Genomic DNA, 16,333 nt, shown 5'->3' with positions numbered 1-16,333 from the left:
TCTTACGCATTTGCATTCATCACTTGATCTACAGCATCAGGATCAATCGCATTGGTAATATTAAATCCAGTGTTTGTATTATGCAGATCACCTGTATTAATGGATCCTGAGCCAGATGCAGATTTGGAGGCACTCTTAGGTGATAGGTAAAAGGTGTCTCCAAAATTAACTACTCCACCGTCAACACTTGTAATTTTAATCGGGCCTACAATGGATGGCATGTAGGTTCACACCCCTTCTTTTTTAATCTTTCAAAATTCGAATATGCTTAATTCTTGATCTTGAAAAAGTTTGATTTACTTGCCCTAGCTGTAAAATGGCAGAGGAAGAGATACCGTTGACACGAATATTAGGAACATGAATGGATGAACAGTGATGAGAATGAGCTTGGGTCATTGGTGTTTTTTCCAGGAAAGGGAGTTCTGTTTGGAATATGGGGTATTTTTCTAGTTCAAATCCTTTATCTGAAGAAATTCCTCCTTCTCTTTGAACAGCTAATACATCTGTCTTAGGCTGGAGTGTATGGATATCTCCAATATTGAATACCGAACTATAAGATGAATTGATTACCTTTATTGCTTTAACTTTAGTCACCCGCTGATTGGACATTCGTTGCTCCTTGTACCGGTGCTGGAATATTAGCTCCAACAATATAAGATTCAGGTGGTGTATCAAATAAAGAAGAAAGCTGAATCTCATTCGTATCTCCAACGATAAATAAAGAAGAGCTAGATATACCAAGGATTGATACATTTCCGACTTCTAAATTCCAATTATGGACATCAAATTGCATAAGTCTCTACTCCTTTTTCGTTTGTTGATCAAACCACTTTTTTAAACCTCTCATTAGTTCATCTTTAACTTGACTGTATACATATTGTGTGGAGGCTGGGTTTTGTTGTTGTTCATAAAAGGAAATACGTTGTGGTAATTGTTTTTTGACATCTTCCAATAATAGCTGACGATAATCCTCTTCTAAAGGATACTGGTGTTCTCTCTCTAATTGCTCGATATAGCTTGGTAAATCTTGATCTATATACTGATATAAATTTTGATGAACAGGTGATGGGTTAGCTTGTTTTATTGGCAATGACAGATCATCTGCTTGCTTTAGTTCTTCTGGGGTTACTCCAATATGCAAGGTACCGTCTAATCGTTCGATTTTCAGCTGATCAAAATGATATTCTAATTTCTCAATCGTTGTTTTTTGGTTTGTTTGGCCTTCTAATTGCTGGAGACGATTCGTTAAGGAGGTCACTTCATTTTGTAGATAATGGATCTGTTGCTCAAGCTGTTGAATGTAGAAATACATTTGCTGATACTCCATTTTCGATCACTCCTTAAGACTAGACTAGGTTTTTTTAAAGCTTAAGGTGGTGCTAATGGTACTAAAGGCGCGCTCAATCCTTGTGGTTCAGCAGGCTCCGCTTTTTCTTCATAACCACCTGTATTATATAGCTGAGATAGTGCTTGTATTTGACCAGTGCTTCCAATTTGTAATACTGATGAATTAGTTACACTGCCCACCTTTAGAAGATGTATATAAATGGATTGATGTACTGTTAACTGCATAGAATCACTCACTTATTACAAAGCATTTATATTTTGATCAAATTGATCCTCATCGACAAGACTTGTGTAGGCATTTTCAAGATGTACTTGGATGCCATCCCCCGTATTAAAGGATCCACCACCTGCAAAGGTTTTAACTTGGCTATATGGTTGGACTCGATAGACATCCCCAATATGAAAGATGCCCGATGAACCAATACTTACCACTTTTACAGCACCTACGATGGCTGGCATATACAATCTCCTAACATTTAAAGTTATCCATGATTAGTTTATGAAAAAGTAAAGAGTTTGTGAAAATGACATTAAAACTAGTCTCTGCAAAGGTTATAGGATAAAATAAACACAGTATGTTATTTTTTAGAGTATAAGAAAACTAACGCTTCCACTAAAGCACAAGCGAATGTGAGTTTTCTAAGGGGGATGTAATCATGAATCAATTAAAACCAGTTCAAGAAAAACTAAGATTACCTTGGATAGATGCAGCGAGAGGTTTTGCAATTTTTGGCATATTTATCGTCAATCTTCCATCGTTTCATGGTCCTTACTTTTTATATGGAAATGGTACGAATTACTGGGGAAATGAAGAATCTGGTATCCTTTCGATGATTATTGATATCTTTTTTCAAGCTAGCTTTTATTCTTTATTTTCCTTCCTATTTGGTTTTGGGATTCAAATGATGTTAGAAAATCTGCATTCTAAAGGAATTCAAGCTACCCATACGCTGTCACGTAGATTAACCATGTTATTAGTATTTGGAGTTATCCATGCTTTTCTTATATGGCACGGGGATATATTAATTAGCTATAGCATTATCGGTTTTCTTCTGCTTTTCTTTCTAAATAGAACAAATACAACGTTAATCATCTGGAGTGTCTCCTTGTTACTTGCACCAGTAGTACTATTTACTGGATTATTATATTTAGCAAGTCAGTTTACTTTAGATATAACAAACCAGGCTGCAATTGAGGCATCCTACCAACATTACGGATCAGGCTCGATACTTGATATCCTCCAGCAAAACCTTGCAGATTGGCTTTTTGCCAATAATGTTTATTCATTTATTTTGATTGCATGTAATCTCTTACCGATATTCTTACTTGGTACACTGTTTGCACGTAAGAAGTGGTTACATCAAGTGGACGTCCATTTACCGATATTGAAGCGAATTTGGCTAATTTCGTTGTCGTTATTTTTTATTTTTAAAGCAGGACCCCATTTTATAGGAAATCCTTTATGGCTTTCGATGCTACAGGATACTGTTGGTGGAGTGAGCTCGGCCATCTTTTATATCACCACGATCACCTTACTATATCGAATGATTCCTTCATTGTTCAGAGGATTGGAATACGTGGGAAAAATGGCGTTATCCAATTATATTTTGCAATCACTTGTAGGGGTACTATTATTTTATTCGATCGGTTTTGGTTTGTACGGGGAATTGAGTCCACTACAAACAATACTAATAGCATTTTTTGTATTTCCTATTCAAATAATACTCAGTTGGCTCTGGCTGAAACGTTATAAGAGAGGACCACTCGAGTGGGTATGGCGGAGCTGGACATATCGAAAAAAACTTACAAATAAAAGAAAGCAAGAGCTTGCTAGCTAAGGATTGTATGACAATTGAGTGAAGTGTAGGCTCGGAAATGAAAAATTTAAGATTACATGGTATGATACTCTTATCTAGTGAGTTTATTAAAAACTTTGAAATGATTGGGGGAAGGAAGATTGACACATTTACATATTACAGCATGGGTGTTGGCACTAATTTTATTAGTGATTTCGTACTCCATGTATAAAAAAGGGAATAACAAGGTAGGCAAAATAATACACATGATTGTTCGCTTGGATTACTTATTAATCTTATATTCAGGTGGATCATTGTTCGCGGATTATGCAACAGCAGGCTTGCCTGAATTTCCACTATTAGGCGAGCTAATTGTGAAGCTAATTGCAGGGTTATGGGTGATTTCTTCAATTGAGATGATTTTAGTCAAAGCCTCAAAGCAAAAGCCAGCGAAAAGCTTCTGGATACAATTCGTGATTGCGTTTATTATTGTTTTAGTATTAGGTTTTTTCCGCTTACCAAATGGTTTTTATTTTGGATAATAGAATGTAGCCCCTGCTTCTTGCTGAAGCAGGGTTTTTTCCTATCCTCGTTATTGTCCCACCTATTATTCTCCACACACCTTTCTATATAGAGAAATTTTTCAATCATTTTCCCTTTAAGTAAGCATAAATTAATAAAAGCGAGGCAGTGAAGAAAGGTGTGAGACGAAGTATGTGTGGCATTGTAGGGTGGATAGACTTTAGTCGTAACGTGCATAAGGAGCACCATAAGCTTGAAAAAATGGTTGAAGCAGTAGCGCATAGAGGTCCCGATGAAACGGGTTATTGGTATGATACACATATAGGCTTTGGTCACCAACGGTTAATTGTCGTTGATCCAGAAGGCGGAAAACAGCCAATGAAAGAAATGGTGGATAAAAATCGATATGTGCTCATTTATAATGGCGAGCTTTATAATACAGAAGATTTAAGAAAGGAATTGTTAAAAGCAGGCTGGACCTTTCATTCTCATTCTGATACGGAAGTTTTGCTAAAGAGCTATATAGAATGGGGAGAATCTCATGTAGAGAAGCTAAATGGTATATTTGCTTTTGCAATATGGGATTCAGCAAAGGAACAATTATTTCTAGCAAGAGATAGAGTAGGCGTGAAACCATTATTCTTTAAAAAACACGAACATGGACTTTTATTCGGATCTGAGATAAAAGCTATTTTAGCAAATAATGAAGTCAAAGCGGTTATCGATCAACAAGGATTAGCAGAGTTATTTGCTGTAGGGCCCTCCAGAACTCCTGGGAATGGCGTGTTTCATCAAATTGAAGAATTGCGAGCAGGACATGTTGGAATATTTGATAAAAATGGCTGGAGAACAGCTAGATATTGGAATGTTGTTAGTGAGAAACATACAGAGTCAGTGGAGGAAACAGCACAAAGAGTGAAGGAATTACTAGAGGACGCAGTCGAAAGACAGCTTGTTTCCGATGTGCCGCTTGGAACATTTTTATCAGGAGGAGTTGACTCTAGTGCAATAAGTGCGATTGCAGCCAATTATTTAGCAAGTCAAAATCAAAGCCTGCGAACGTTTTCTATTGATTATATCGGTAATGATCACTATTTTCAGAGTAGTGATTTTCAGCCAAATCAAGATAAAACCTATATCGGGAAAATGGTTCATGCATTAAATACGAAGCATAGCAATTATGAAATGGATAATCAAACACTTGCTACACTGTTAAAAGATGCCGTGAAATATCGAGATCTGCCTGGAATGACAGATGTGGATTCTTCTTTATTATGGTTTTGTGAACAAACAAAAAAACAAGTGACGGTAGCATTATCCGGTGAATGTGCAGATGAAATCTTTGGAGGATATCCATGGTTTTATCGAAAAGAAGATTTAGAGCGAAAAGGCTTTCCATGGATTCGATCTTCAGAGGTAAGACAGCAGCTACTTAGAAACGAATTACAATCGAAGCTTTCTTTAGAAGAATATGCACTCAATAGATATAAAGAAACCATAGATGAAACCCCCTTACTAGATGGAGAGGATAAGGAAGAGACAGAACGTAGACAAATGTTTTACCTGAATATGCAATGGTTTATGCCGACATTATTAGACAGAAAAGATCGAATGAGTATGGGAGCGAGCTTTGAGGCAAGGGTTCCATTTAGTGATCATAGACTAATTGAATATGTTTGGAATATTCCCTGGGAAATAAAGACCATAGGTAATCGGGAAAAAGGAATTTTGAGAAAATCTTTAGAGGGAATTTTGCCTAAGGATATTCTCTACCGTAAGAAAAGTCCCTATCCTAAAACACATCATCCGGCATATACACAAGCTGTTGTCGAATGGATGCATACAATATTAGAGGATAAAGATGCGCGCTTGTTTGAAATATTAGATAAATCTGAGGTCAAACAATTAGTCGAGCAAAAAGCGACAAATATTCAAGTACCATGGTTTGGTCAATTAATGACAGGCCCACAGTTATTAGCCCATTTAGGTCAAATGGATTTTTGGTTAAGAGAATACAATATTGAATTAAGGCTATAAGATAGATTGGTAAAGGGAAGTAGTGACAAATATGCGAAAAAGCTGGATCATTATCTTTATTGTTTTTCTACTTCAACCATTCCTCCAAATAAAAGGAGTAAATCTCGATTATCCTTTTATTGTAATGGATGGAAGGATATATCGGGTGGTGGTTGAGGAAGAGGTAAGTACAGATTTAATTGGGAAATCAGTCGGTCGAGTGTCCGCTTTGATTGACGAATCGGATTCAATAAAGGGCAATGCCTCTAATTTTTATCCAGTTGGTACAAAATATCATATCATTTACGACACGGATCCGAGAAAGGTATTAGCAGTCGCAGATGATGGAAAATTTAAAAAGGCGATTTATCAAATGGATATCCCTTTTCACTGGAGTACACTAGTATATAATTTTATTCCATTTTTATTTTTAGGTTGTTTAATTGTATTACACGTTAGGAAAGAAAAATATCGAAAGCAAGTAAGAAGAGAGCGTTGATTAGCTTTCTTCTTTATTTTTAGACAGAACTAACCACCACTTTTTTTAGCTCGAGAAGAAGCATCATTTACTAAGACCGATGCTAAACAGATGAAAAAACTTCTACTCTCTTTATTCTCTCTCTCATTTGACATTTCTCTGTTGTCTAGGATAATAGAAGACGAACTATGAAAAAGAGGGGACAATAGATGAAAAAAACAAAATATAGCATCATTTCACTAATCGGGCTTATGATCGTCACTTTGTTTCTCCCACTTCATGTTACAAAGGCTGAGGAAGTCAGGGATGAGACGATTTATTACATACTAGTAGATCGATTTGTCAATGGGGACAGTTCTAATGATGGAGAATTGAATATTGAAGATTCAAAAGCGTTTCATGGAGGTGATTTAGATGGGGTAATGGAAAAAATACCTGATCTAAAAAAGCTAGGAATTACCACGATTAATCTTAGTCCAATAATGAGTACTAATACCTATCATGGTTTTAGCACACTAGACCACCAAACGATCCATAAGTCATTCGGAAGTATTGTCAGGTTGAAACAATTAGTCGAGCAAGCACATAAAGAAGAGATGAAGGTAATATTAGATTTTGTTGCAGATAATGTAGCTCCAAATCATCCTTTAGCTTCCGATCAAGACTCCACCTTATTCGGTGAGCAAGTAGCTACTATCGATACAAGAAATGAGCAAGTACAGCAGTATTTATTAGAAGCTGCAAGTTATTGGCTGAAAGAAGCGAATATAGATGGTTTTCACCTTTATCTAGATGGAGAGGCAGACGAAACCTTTATTCAAGCATTTGAACACCAAGTAAAAGAGGAGAAAGAAAATGCCATTGTTCTAGTAGATGGAGCAGAAGAAGGAAATTTAGTAGTAAATCATGAATTTCAAAACGAAGCTGTTGCTCTATTGAAACAGGCAGGAACTTCCTTGAAGCCTTTATTTGATGAGGAGGATTTTCTGCAATCTGACCAAATTCTATCGATGGAAACAGTCTTTTCCAATCGTTTCGCTTTCGAATCAATGCAAGAAGAATACCATCCTGTAACAAGGTGGAAGCTTGCCGCAACCCTTCTTTACGCATTACCAGGCTCTGCTTTCTTTTATCAGGGTCTCGAAGTGCCAATGGATAATGGTGTAGCTGAGCCTGATCACCGAATGGCAGAATTAAATAAAGAGGATGAAGAGATTACGCAACATCTGGAAAAGCTTGCAACTATTCATCGTGAATCAAAGGCATTATCAGAAGGAGATATGGAATTTGTTGAACAAGTCGGGGAGATGACAGTATTTAAAAGGACTTATCAAGATGAGACATTGTATGTTGCGATAAATAATGATACACAAACGCAAACGGCTACGATTGAGAATTTGGGATCAAATAAGCAGTTAAAAGGTTTACTAGAGGATAACTTGATAAGAGAACAAGAAGATGGAAGCTACAAAATCACCTTAAACCGGGAGACAAGCAATATTTTTGTCCTAGAGGAAAACACAGGATTAAACTGGTTCTTTATTGCAATGATGATCGTTATTTTCGGAGGATTTGTTGCTTTTGTGATCGCACTAAATAGAAGAGCAAAAAAAGGGGCTGGGACAAAAGAGTAGTAAAGCAGGAATAATCCGAACGTTAATATTTGTGCACTGTAACCGCTCCGTCAAAATACTTCGCTTTCCGTGGGCACGGCCTCAGCTAACTTTGCAAAGGAAACCACTTTGCAAAGTGGATCTTCAGCTCGTGCTGTTCCCACAGGAGTCTCCGTATTTTGACTACGCTCAGTCAGAAGGTTGTTCGGATTTTCCTTCTTCCTATTTAGTTATGTCCCAGCTTCTTTTTTAGATAATTTGCCCACCATTAACATGAATCGTCTGTCCAGTTACATAGTTGGCATCATCACTAGCTAAATAGACATAGGCTGGGGCGACTTCACTTGGCTCACCAGGTCTCGCCATTTCAGAATCTGACCCAAAGGTAGAAACAGCATTTTCATCAAAGGTAGCAGGAATGAGTGGTGTCCAGATTGGACCTGGAGCAACACTGTTCACACGAATTCCTTTAGATACAAGTGACTTCGCTAGCGACTTGGTAAAAGTAGTAATCGCACCTTTTGTGCTCGAATAGTCAATTAAGTTTTCACTACCTTTGAATGCGGTAATAGAAGAGGTGTTAATAATAGAGCTCCCTTTTTGTAAATGAGGGAGAGCTGCTTGTGTCATATAGAAAAATGAAAAAATATTTACTCGAAAAGTCCGTTCTAATTGCTCCTCTGTAATCGCTAGAAAATTTTGCTGTGGAAATTGCATGGCAGCATTATTTACAAGGATATCCATTTTTCCAAATTGCTCGATGACTTGCTCCACTACCTGATAACAGAAATTACGATCTGCTATATCTCCTCTGAATAGTTGACATGTCACCTGTTCTTGCTCAACCAATTGCCTTGTATCGTTTGCATCCTTATCCTCGTCAAAATAAATAATGGCAATATTTGCTCCTTCTCTTGCATAATGCAGAGCAACTGCCTTGCCAATTCCACTATCTCCACCAGTAATGACCGCAACTTTACCCTTCAGTTTATTACTGCCTACATAATTTTTCGTTATGCTTATTGGAATAGGATTCATCTCATACTCAAAGCCTGGCTGGCGGTTTTGATGCTGCTTTGGGAGAATTGGTTTCTTTTGACTTTTAGTCATTTTACTCACCTCATACTATTGTTTTTCCTAGTATGAGCTATTTCGAACGAAAAATGCTAATTTTTTGGAGGTTGATTTAAGAAAAACAAGGCGAGTGTTCCTGGCCCTGAATGAGCACCAATAGACGAGCCAACCATATTCATTTTGATTTCCTTTACTTTCCATTTCTCTTGAATCAATTCAGCGAGCTGGTTAGCGACATCCTCTACATCTCCATGACTAATACCTATCGTTTGCTTTTCAAGATCAACACCACGCTCTTCCATGACTTCCACCATACGTTTCAATACCTTTTTGGAGCCACGGACCTTTTCTAGAGGGATTAGTTTGCCATCTTCCATATGTAATAATGGCTTGACCTTTAGTAGGGTGCCAACGAAAGCTGCTGTTTTACTAACACGTCCACCACGATATAAATATTCTAAATCATCGACAGTAAAAATATGTTCCATGTTTTCGTAATAATATTGACTTACTTCGAGCACTTCCTCTAGAGTTGCTCCATGCTTTACCATCTCAGCAGCCTTTATTACAACTAATCCATAACCAAGAGAAGCACACTTCGTATCTAAGATATGAAGATTAAAATCCGGATAGTTCTCCTTTACTTGCTGTTCCATTAATTTCGCAGATTGATAAGTTCCGGAAAGTTCTGAAGAAAAGGCTAAATAAATTACATCATCACCAGCCTTGGCGTGCTTCTCAAAAGTATCCTGAAATACCTGTGGACTCACTTGTGCTGTTTTGGGTGATTTTCCAGCTCTCATTTCCTCATAGATAGTCTTCGGTGAAATGGAAATCCCGTCCTCGTAGTTTTCTCCATCTAATTGAACCGTAAGTGGCACCATCTCAATGTCATACTGTTTATAATCTTCTACGGATAAATCTGATGCAGAGTCAGCAATAATTTTAATTGTCATTTTCCTTGCCCTCCTTTATGATAGATAGGTCATGTATGGATGTCCTATTTTTGCTTAATATAAGTTTAAGCGTAACAGGGTCATCCGTCAAAACAAATTATGTAATATTTTCATGTAAAGCATGATTTAAAAGTGTTAGGATAGGGTATGGGAAGGTAGCCATCCTTTGCTTACTAGGCAAGGGGTGATTAGCGTCTGTTGATCGAATTAGGTGAACAAATAGGATAAATGGGAGGTGTACATATGTTTTTAATTCAATCTAAAAGAATTGCTATTGTTATTATAGGTGCTTTATTAAATGCGATTGCCCTGAACTTCTTCTTTATAGCTGCAAATGTTTATGCAAGTGGTTTTACTGGTATTTCTCAAATACTATCCACAATTTTTACAGACTATTTTGGCTTTGAAAATGTTAGTACTGGTATTATGCTCTTTATCTTAAATATTCCTGTTGCGATTTTAGGATGGTTAAAAGTTGGGAAGGGATTTACGATTTATAGTTTTCTTTCCGTCATTTTTACTTCATTATTTCTTGAAATTCTCCCGATTATCGAATTGTCGAATGATATTATCTTAAATGCGGTATTTGGTGGTGTGATTGCTGGTTTCGGTGTAGGGATTACTCTAAAATGGGGTGCTTCAACAGGTGGCTCCGACATTATAGCAATGGTCCTTTCTCGAATGAAGGATAAACCGATCGGTGGCTATTTGATGGCGATAAATGGGGCTGTTATTGTCATTGCAGGTTTATTAAATGAACCTGAAAATGCGCTCTATACATTAATTGGTTTATATGTCACTACAAGAGTGATTGATGGTATTCATACAAGACATGAAAAGGTTACAGCTATGATTGTGACAAAGAAAGCCGATGAGCTACAACGTGCCATTCATGACACTATGATACGTGGAATTACGATTTTGCCAGTAAAGGGAGCTTACACAAAGGAAGATAAAAATATGCTATATTTAGTAATAACGAGATATGAGCTCTATGATTTAGAAAGAATTATTCAAGAAGTGGATGAGAATGCATTTACGAATGTTATCCAAACCGCAGGGGTCTATGGCTTCTTTCGAAGAAATGATTGAAACTTTTATCAGAGAAAAACGACTATTCCATTAAGGAAGCCTTACGGGGTTGGCTAAATCTGTGGGATAGGAAGGAGTTTCCAATGAAGAGAATCGTTTTATTAATTTCTATGATTATCCTGCTTACCAGTTGTGGAACAAGTGATAAAGAGGAGACAGCAACGGGGGAGACACAAGAAGAAATGGCAAGCGAGGAGATAGTAATGGACGAGGAAACGAAACAATTAATTGAAAATTTCGAAATGACGGCTGGGGCAGAGCAAACTGAAGAAGGAATTATCTTTACGATGGAATTACAAAATAAAAATGAAGAAGATCTTAGCTTAACTTTCTCTTCAGGGCAACAGTTTGAAATATTATTAACAAAAGATGGCGAAAATATTTATCGATATTCTGAAGAAAAAATGTTTACACAAGCATTAATTGATAAAGAGATAAGAAGCGGGGAAAAGCTATTTTGGAAAGAGATATGGCAGCCTAAAAGGGAGTTAGAACCAGGTAAGTATCAAGTAGAAATAATGCTTTTACCTCAAGAAATAAACCGTCAAAAAATAAACCAATCTGCTTTTACAAAAAAGCTTACTCTTGAGCTTTCCGACATACAAGAGGAATTAGAGGAAGTACAAGAGCCTTTTCGGAATATAGAGGTCTCAGGTAAGCATGGAAATTATCAATTAAAAGGAGAAGTCCATGGTTCTATTGGAGAAGCCTACTATGAGGTTGAAGATGGTCATCAATATTTAGTTGAGCAAACTCCAATAGAGGTAGAAGGTGAGACATGGCAGGAATTTCAGTTAGATATTATCATTTCAGAGGATTTAATTCCACAAAACGGTACATTAATGCTTCTATTGTTTAACAAAGACCGTTCTATTCAATTACCTGTAGTTCTTGAACAGCAATAAAAAAAGGCGAGGATGAATGTCCTTGCCTTCAATCACTAATAACCATAGCTTGTAATGGTTTCTTCAATTTGTTTTGTTAATAGATCCCACTCAACATCTGGTTTTTTATTAACGGTAATAAAATGTTGAAATCCAAAAACATTATCAACACCATCAAGTTTCATTAGATCATTTAAAATATCATGTTCACTTGTTTGACCAGGCATAACCGAAATACTACTATTACCTTCAAAGATCATTCTATCACTTGTGAATTTCATTGCATTCGGGTTTGGAGTTGCTTCAATGTGAATACTCATAATCTTCCCTCCTATATGTATCCGTACTCGCCTCTATCATATCAGAAATCATGGAATTTAAAAAGAAAAAAAGATCTAAACTCCACCCCTTTACAAAAAAACATGAAAATCAACCAACTGAGCATGAGCTCAGCTGGTTGTGTAAGTCCTCTAGCCTTATATTTAACGATTGTTTTGCTTTAACTGTTGCTCTAATTGACGTAACTCCTGTTGCTCTTCTGCAGTAGCATTTGTATAAGCTGATTGAATAGCATCTTGAGCAGCTTGCTTATCCTGCTCACTCATGCTGTTACCACCCATAAGACGATTGACAGCATTTTTAGCTTGTTCAAACATTCTGTTTTGTTGTTGCATCATAAGGCCCTCCTTGTTGAAAGAAAAATAAGCACGAACACCTCAAGGGGATGTTCATACTTATTATGACTAATCATTCGTTTGTTATTCGATTTATTCTTTAACAATGACTGGGTTTTTCACTAAATTTAAATAATCCGCTAAAAATGTACCGATTCCATCCTCTTGATTTGTGGACGTTTCATGGTCCGCGATCTTTTTTAGTTCCACTATAGCATTCCCCATAGCGACTCCAATCCCAGCATATTCAATCATTTCTAGATCATTATCCTCATCTCCAAAGGCAATAATGTTCTCTTGTGGGATATGGAAATAATGGGCTATTTTCTTTAATCCGACAGCTTTATGGACGCCTTTCCGTACAACCTCAATAATTTCCCAAGGCACTCCCCATTTTCGGTGCTCAATGACAGAAGCATGTTCGTCACTTAAATATTGCCTCAATTCGTCAATATGCTCCTCCTTCGGATGGATTAACAAAGAAGTAGGGTCTTCCGTTAATTGGTTTTTCAAACTTCCTACAGTAATCAGTTCTTTATCTCCTGGTTCCGTAAAGAAATCGATAATTTTATCACTATGTCTATCTAGGTACATATTATCTTGAATTTCGGCAAAAATATTCTCTACTTCAAAATCATAGCATGTTTGAATAATTCTTTTTGCTGAACGATTTGGTAATGGGGAATGTATCGCATCCCAATTGGAATCAAATGGATGGTGGATTAACGCACCATTAAAGTTAACCATAGGAGTCTGTAAACCGAGCTCCTTATAATACATAATACTGGATCGATGAGGTCTTCCTGTTGCAATCACGACAATATGTCCTTCGTTTATTGCTTCCTGAATTACTTTTTTGGTAAAAGGACTAATTTTTTTCTGTTCCGTTAATAAAGTACCGTCCAAATCCAGTGCAATAAGATGTCTTTTACTACTACTCATTTTTATCCCCCCACTCTGTAAGTATAGTCTAAATGGGAAACATATGGTTGTAAAGTTCTTGTATATTTTCGTTTCTATATTTTGCAAGTTTTTCTGGAAAAAGCTATCATGAAGATAGAATAGATATAGAAAGGACAAAATGTTATGATCATCGTAAATAGAGAATCCTGGAATGAGATCCCATTACTTCATGTAGTGGAAGCGGAAAAAAAAGAACAGCCTTTACCTACCTTAGTATATATACACGGTTATACGAGTGCAAAGGAGCATAATCTAGATATTGCTTATATAATAGCTGAAAAGGGCTACCGTGTACTCTTACCAGACTGCTTACTTCATGGGGAAAGAGAAGGAGATATAAAGTCAGAGGAACGAGAATTACGTTTTTTTGAGATTGTAAAACAAAATATAGATGATGTGGAAAGTATTTATGAGACGTTAGTTACAAAGCATTTATTGGAAAAAGATCGTTTTGGACTTGCAGGTACGAGCATGGGAGGGATCACAACAGCTGCAGCCCTTACCCAATTTTCTTGGGTGAAAGCAGCAGCGATCCTAATGGGTTCTCCTAAATTGACAGCCTATGCGGAATTACAAATCCAATTGATGGAAAAGAAAATGGGTGAGCTTCCTATTCCTGAGCAAGAAATCAACCTTCTATTATCAGAATTGAAGGAAATGGATCTATCCCTGCAAGTGGAGAAGCTTTTCGGACGTCCATTATTCTTTTGGCACGGGGAAGAGGATAACGTTGTTCCATTTGCCCATGCATATAATTTTTATGAGCAAGCTATCGATCATTACAAAAACCCGGAAAATATTCGATTTTTCCGAGAAATGGGACGTGGACACAAGGTTAGTCGATTTGCTATCGTGGAGTTTACTAATTGGTTAGAATACATGCTTTAGCATCAGAGCATTTATAACAGAGCAAGCCATTTTTACTTTATGGAGATATTGTTACAAAAGACGTAAATGATTTAAATTTTCTTTCATTTTGTTATAATGTTATTAAGTAATGCTTTACTTTTTTTAAGGAGGGGTTATAATGGATCAAGCACTTGAGGATAATCTAATGGGAGCTTTGGAAAATGTTATTGACCCAGAGCTTGGAATAGATATTGTTAATTTAGGATTAGTATATGGCGTTGATCTGAATGAAGAAGGAATTGCAACAGTAACGATGACACTGACAGCAATGGGCTGCCCGCTAGCAGGTCATATTGAGCAAGACGTCAAGCGTGTAATGGAAGATATTCCAGAGGTAAAGGATACAGAAGTAAATATTGTCTGGAGTCCACCTTGGTCCAAGGATCGTATGTCCCGTTATGCTAAAATCGCTCTAGGTATTCCAGATTAAACCATTACTTAAATAAAACCCTTGTCTTAATCGAAGACAAGGGTTTTATTATGGATCTGTTTGTTTAATTACTTTCTTTTAATACGCCATCACCGAGCAAGATAACAATAATACTAAAAATGGCAGCAAGTGATAATACAGAAGGTACATGTAAAGTCTCACCAGCCATGCTTGCAAGTACGTATCCTATCACGAAAGAAATGATAACCGCCCAAACAATTGTCATAATATATTTCATCCAACATTCACCCCACTTTTATAGGACCAATATGTATTTTGAATAATTTAATAATCTATTTTACACCAAATTAATTTTATCAAAACTTTGGAAGAAAATAAAGAGTAATCTTTGAACACTTCATTTCTGGACAATTTTGGTTTACCTTATCTGCTGAAAACGGTAAAATAATAGTTATATACCTATAAATTGAACATTTGTACGAATCATTATGCATTTCAAGGAGTGCGTATATTGGAAAAACGACTAGGAATTATATTATTCACATTATTAGCCATGTTAACCTTAACGGGATGTTTTCCATCAAATTCGTCCCAGAATATTGAGAAGGTGGGTATGCTCATTGAGCACTCGATAAATGATCAAACATGGGGAAGTAAAGGATATCATGGTTTACTCGATATAGAGAAAGAATTGGATATGGAAGTATACTTTAAAGAAGGTGTACAAACCCAACCACAGGTAAATCGTGCAATCGAAGAGTTTGCGAATCAAGGAGTCCAGTTAATAATTGGTCATAGCAGTACATATGGACAATTCTTTCATACGATTGCCTCTTCTTATCCTGATATTCAGTTTGTTTATGTCAATGGTGCTTATTCAGATGACAATCTTATTAGCTTAAATTTCAACTCTATGTCGATGGGATTCTTTGCTGGAATGGTAGCGGGTAAAATGACAGAATCTGATCATGTAGGCATTATTGCAGCATATGAATGGCAGCCAGAAGTAGAGGGTTTTTATGAGGGAGTAGCTTATCAGAACCCTGATGCAAACATAAATATTCAATATGTCTATAGTTGGGATGAGTCAGAAATTGCTATGGATCACTATCGCAATATGGTAGATAATGGGGTAGATGTGATTTATCCGACTGGGGATGCCTATAGTATGAAAGTAGTAGAGGAAGCTCAAAATGACCAGATTTATTCGATTGGCTATGTTAATGATCAGCAGTCGATAGGTGGACAATCTGTCTTAACAAGCACCATTCAGCATGTAGATAAATTATATCTTTATGCGGTAGAACAGATTGAAAAAGGCGAGCTAGAAGGTGGTATTTATAATTACGGCTTCACAGAAGAAGTAATTTCAATGGGACCTTACAGTGATGAAATACCAGAAGATTTTCAAGATCATTTAGATGAACAATTAAATGAATATATAGAGACAGGACTACTTCCAGATCACGAATAGGTGTGGTAACCTTTCTATTTACTTTTGTGTCCGAGCCTCATTGGAATGGATAGCCATAACAATTTGTAGGGAAGGATGAACATTTTCGTTATGTATCATGAAAAATAGACCAGTTGTGAGAAGATTTGATACTTGAAAATTTAC

General features: G+C 36.6%; 22 protein-coding genes. 10 read left to right on the top strand and 12 right to left on the bottom strand.

All coding sequences use genetic code 11. The features are described from left to right. Positions 1 to 2: 2 nt before the first annotated feature. From ACZ5R4_RS07090 to ACZ5R4_RS07065, 6 genes are read right to left on the bottom strand one after another with little or no spacing between them, the layout of a single operon-like run. Positions 3 to 221, bottom strand: coding sequence for a spore germination protein (locus ACZ5R4_RS07090; protein ID WP_054788824.1), 219 nt, complete (start codon positions 219 to 221; stop codon positions 3 to 5). 22 nt (positions 222 to 243) lie between these two features. After that, positions 244 to 609, bottom strand: coding sequence for a spore germination protein GerPE (locus ACZ5R4_RS07085; RefSeq protein WP_181397591.1), 366 nt, complete (start codon positions 607 to 609; stop codon positions 244 to 246). Then, positions 587 to 793 (bottom strand): hypothetical protein, encoded by a 207-nt coding sequence (locus ACZ5R4_RS07080; protein WP_054788822.1) that lies wholly within the window; start codon positions 791 to 793, stop codon positions 587 to 589. The genes ACZ5R4_RS07085 and ACZ5R4_RS07080 overlap by 23 nt, the downstream gene beginning before the upstream one ends. 6 nt (positions 794 to 799) lie before the next feature. Further along, complete coding sequence (gene gerPC, locus ACZ5R4_RS07075; RefSeq protein ID WP_109985075.1) at positions 800 to 1,327, bottom strand: spore germination protein GerPC; 528 nt, start codon at positions 1,325 to 1,327, stop codon at positions 800 to 802. 41 nt (positions 1,328 to 1,368) lie between these two features. Further along, a complete protein-coding gene (locus ACZ5R4_RS07070; RefSeq protein WP_054788820.1) occupies positions 1,369 to 1,572 on the bottom strand; it encodes a spore germination protein GerPB in 204 nt (67 codons plus the stop codon). 15 nt (positions 1,573 to 1,587) lie between these two features. Further along, positions 1,588 to 1,806: a spore germination protein gene (locus ACZ5R4_RS07065; protein WP_054788819.1), complete on the bottom strand. Its 219-nt coding sequence runs from the start codon at positions 1,804 to 1,806 to the stop codon at positions 1,588 to 1,590. Between the two features lie 197 nt (positions 1,807 to 2,003). On the opposite strand from ACZ5R4_RS07065, the gene ACZ5R4_RS07060 reads away from it, so the two are divergent. From ACZ5R4_RS07060 to ACZ5R4_RS07040, 5 genes are all read left to right on the top strand, one after another. Continuing rightward, positions 2,004 to 3,185: a DUF418 domain-containing protein gene (locus tag ACZ5R4_RS07060; RefSeq protein WP_464368259.1), complete on the top strand. Its 1,182-nt coding sequence runs from the start codon at positions 2,004 to 2,006 to the stop codon at positions 3,183 to 3,185. A 119-nt stretch (positions 3,186 to 3,304) separates the two neighbouring features. Then, positions 3,305 to 3,685: a YisL family protein gene (locus tag ACZ5R4_RS07055; RefSeq protein WP_054860540.1), complete on the top strand. Its 381-nt coding sequence runs from the start codon at positions 3,305 to 3,307 to the stop codon at positions 3,683 to 3,685. Between the two features lie 172 nt (positions 3,686 to 3,857). Next, positions 3,858 to 5,702: an asparagine synthase (glutamine-hydrolyzing) gene (asnB, locus tag ACZ5R4_RS07050; RefSeq protein WP_277678522.1), complete on the top strand. Its 1,845-nt coding sequence runs from the start codon at positions 3,858 to 3,860 to the stop codon at positions 5,700 to 5,702. Between the two features lie 31 nt (positions 5,703 to 5,733). Further along, positions 5,734 to 6,180, top strand: coding sequence for a hypothetical protein (locus ACZ5R4_RS07045; protein WP_054788818.1), 447 nt, complete (start codon positions 5,734 to 5,736; stop codon positions 6,178 to 6,180). Positions 6,181 to 6,368: 188 nt separating this feature from the next. Beyond that, positions 6,369 to 7,793, top strand: a complete 1,425-nt coding sequence (locus ACZ5R4_RS07040) for an alpha-amylase family glycosyl hydrolase (RefSeq protein ID WP_464368258.1) — start codon at positions 6,369 to 6,371, stop codon at positions 7,791 to 7,793. A 228-nt stretch (positions 7,794 to 8,021) separates the two neighbouring features. Here the strand turns inward: ACZ5R4_RS07040 and ACZ5R4_RS07035 are convergent, their stop codons facing one another. Both ACZ5R4_RS07035 and ACZ5R4_RS07030 read right to left on the bottom strand, forming a co-directional pair. Further along, a complete protein-coding gene (locus ACZ5R4_RS07035; RefSeq protein WP_054860545.1) occupies positions 8,022 to 8,882 on the bottom strand; it encodes an SDR family oxidoreductase in 861 nt (286 codons plus the stop codon). A 56-nt stretch (positions 8,883 to 8,938) separates the two neighbouring features. Continuing rightward, positions 8,939 to 9,802: a DegV family protein gene (locus ACZ5R4_RS07030; protein ID WP_054860546.1), complete on the bottom strand. Its 864-nt coding sequence runs from the start codon at positions 9,800 to 9,802 to the stop codon at positions 8,939 to 8,941. Positions 9,803 to 10,045: 243 nt separating this feature from the next. Between ACZ5R4_RS07030 and ACZ5R4_RS07025 the strand changes: the two genes are divergently transcribed. Next, a complete protein-coding gene (locus ACZ5R4_RS07025) occupies positions 10,046 to 10,894 on the top strand; it encodes a YitT family protein (RefSeq protein WP_109985071.1) in 849 nt (282 codons plus the stop codon). Between the two features lie 83 nt (positions 10,895 to 10,977). Further along, positions 10,978 to 11,799, top strand: a complete 822-nt coding sequence (locus ACZ5R4_RS07020; RefSeq protein WP_464368257.1) for a BsuPI-related putative proteinase inhibitor — start codon at positions 10,978 to 10,980, stop codon at positions 11,797 to 11,799. A gap of 35 nt (positions 11,800 to 11,834) precedes the next feature. Here ACZ5R4_RS07020 and ACZ5R4_RS07015 read toward each other — a convergent pair whose 3' ends face one another. The 3 genes from ACZ5R4_RS07015 to ACZ5R4_RS07005 form a co-directional block, all read right to left on the bottom strand. Then, a complete protein-coding gene (locus ACZ5R4_RS07015; RefSeq protein WP_054789347.1) occupies positions 11,835 to 12,098 on the bottom strand; it encodes a NifU N-terminal domain-containing protein in 264 nt (87 codons plus the stop codon). 162 nt (positions 12,099 to 12,260) lie between these two features. Beyond that, positions 12,261 to 12,452 carry a DUF3813 family protein gene (locus tag ACZ5R4_RS07010; RefSeq protein WP_054789346.1) on the bottom strand — a complete coding sequence of 64 codons (192 nt, stop codon included), beginning with the start codon at positions 12,450 to 12,452 and terminating at the stop codon, positions 12,261 to 12,263. A gap of 93 nt (positions 12,453 to 12,545) precedes the next feature. Beyond that, positions 12,546 to 13,394, bottom strand: coding sequence for a Cof-type HAD-IIB family hydrolase (locus tag ACZ5R4_RS07005; protein WP_464368256.1), 849 nt, complete (start codon positions 13,392 to 13,394; stop codon positions 12,546 to 12,548). 144 nt (positions 13,395 to 13,538) lie between these two features. On the opposite strand from ACZ5R4_RS07005, the gene ACZ5R4_RS07000 reads away from it, so the two are divergent. Both ACZ5R4_RS07000 and ACZ5R4_RS06995 read left to right on the top strand, forming a co-directional pair. Then, positions 13,539 to 14,303 (top strand): prolyl oligopeptidase family serine peptidase, encoded by a 765-nt coding sequence (locus tag ACZ5R4_RS07000; RefSeq protein ID WP_109985068.1) that lies wholly within the window; start codon positions 13,539 to 13,541, stop codon positions 14,301 to 14,303. Positions 14,304 to 14,442: 139 nt separating this feature from the next. Beyond that, the gene (locus ACZ5R4_RS06995) at positions 14,443 to 14,754 is read left to right on the top strand and encodes a metal-sulfur cluster assembly factor (protein WP_054788995.1); all 312 of its coding nucleotides are present in this window, start codon (positions 14,443 to 14,445) and stop codon (positions 14,752 to 14,754) included. Positions 14,755 to 14,818: 64 nt separating this feature from the next. On the opposite strand, the gene ACZ5R4_RS06990 is transcribed toward ACZ5R4_RS06995, so the two are convergent. Then, positions 14,819 to 14,980, bottom strand: coding sequence for a DUF2929 family protein (locus tag ACZ5R4_RS06990; RefSeq protein WP_464368255.1), 162 nt, complete (start codon positions 14,978 to 14,980; stop codon positions 14,819 to 14,821). Between the two features lie 246 nt (positions 14,981 to 15,226). Here ACZ5R4_RS06990 and ACZ5R4_RS06985 point away from each other — a divergent pair, with 246 nt between their 5' ends. Then, on the top strand, positions 15,227 to 16,189 hold the full coding sequence (locus ACZ5R4_RS06985; RefSeq protein WP_464368254.1) for a BMP family ABC transporter substrate-binding protein: 963 nt from the start codon (positions 15,227 to 15,229) through the stop codon (positions 16,187 to 16,189). Positions 16,190 to 16,333: the final 144 nt, after the last annotated feature.

The organism is Gracilibacillus sp. JCM 18860, from assembly GCF_055395245.1.
The sequence above is the reverse complement of the archived record's forward strand: the minus strand, read 5'-3'. Positions and strand labels throughout refer to the sequence as shown.

Bases quoted from the DNA above. Each gene is read 5' to 3' on its own strand.
- ACZ5R4_RS07065 (WP_054788819.1), bottom strand. From the start codon at position 1,806: ATGCCAGCCATCGTAGGTGCTGTAAAAGTGGTAAGTATTGGTTCATCG.
- ACZ5R4_RS07030 (WP_054860546.1), bottom strand. From the start codon at position 9,802: ATGACAATTAAAATTATTGCTGACTCTGCATCAGATTTATCCGTAGAA.
- ACZ5R4_RS07090 (WP_054788824.1), bottom strand. From the start codon at position 221: ATGCCATCCATTGTAGGCCCGATTAAAATTACAAGTGTTGACGGTGGA.
- ACZ5R4_RS07035 (WP_054860545.1), bottom strand. From the start codon at position 8,882: ATGACTAAAAGTCAAAAGAAACCAATTCTCCCAAAGCAGCATCAAAAC.
- ACZ5R4_RS07005 (WP_464368256.1), bottom strand. From the start codon at position 13,394: ATGAGTAGTAGTAAAAGACATCTTATTGCACTGGATTTGGACGGTACT.
- ACZ5R4_RS07070 (WP_054788820.1), bottom strand. From the start codon at position 1,572: ATGCAGTTAACAGTACATCAATCCATTTATATACATCTTCTAAAGGTG.
- ACZ5R4_RS07045 (WP_054788818.1), top strand. From the start codon at position 5,734: ATGCGAAAAAGCTGGATCATTATCTTTATTGTTTTTCTACTTCAACCA.
- ACZ5R4_RS06995 (WP_054788995.1), top strand. From the start codon at position 14,443: ATGGATCAAGCACTTGAGGATAATCTAATGGGAGCTTTGGAAAATGTT.
- ACZ5R4_RS07015 (WP_054789347.1), bottom strand. From the start codon at position 12,098: ATGAGTATTCACATTGAAGCAACTCCAAACCCGAATGCAATGAAATTC.
- ACZ5R4_RS07000 (WP_109985068.1), top strand. From the start codon at position 13,539: ATGATCATCGTAAATAGAGAATCCTGGAATGAGATCCCATTACTTCAT.
- ACZ5R4_RS07085 (WP_181397591.1), bottom strand. From the start codon at position 609: ATGTCCAATCAGCGGGTGACTAAAGTTAAAGCAATAAAGGTAATCAAT.
- ACZ5R4_RS07020 (WP_464368257.1), top strand. From the start codon at position 10,978: ATGAAGAGAATCGTTTTATTAATTTCTATGATTATCCTGCTTACCAGT.
- ACZ5R4_RS07060 (WP_464368259.1), top strand. From the start codon at position 2,004: ATGAATCAATTAAAACCAGTTCAAGAAAAACTAAGATTACCTTGGATA.
- asnB (WP_277678522.1), top strand. From the start codon at position 3,858: ATGTGTGGCATTGTAGGGTGGATAGACTTTAGTCGTAACGTGCATAAG.
- gerPC (WP_109985075.1), bottom strand. From the start codon at position 1,327: ATGGAGTATCAGCAAATGTATTTCTACATTCAACAGCTTGAGCAACAG.
- ACZ5R4_RS07010 (WP_054789346.1), bottom strand. From the start codon at position 12,452: ATGCAACAACAAAACAGAATGTTTGAACAAGCTAAAAATGCTGTCAAT.
- ACZ5R4_RS06990 (WP_464368255.1), bottom strand. From the start codon at position 14,980: ATGACAATTGTTTGGGCGGTTATCATTTCTTTCGTGATAGGATACGTA.
- ACZ5R4_RS07040 (WP_464368258.1), top strand. From the start codon at position 6,369: ATGAAAAAAACAAAATATAGCATCATTTCACTAATCGGGCTTATGATC.
- ACZ5R4_RS07025 (WP_109985071.1), top strand. From the start codon at position 10,046: ATGTTTTTAATTCAATCTAAAAGAATTGCTATTGTTATTATAGGTGCT.
- ACZ5R4_RS07080 (WP_054788822.1), bottom strand. From the start codon at position 793: ATGCAATTTGATGTCCATAATTGGAATTTAGAAGTCGGAAATGTATCA.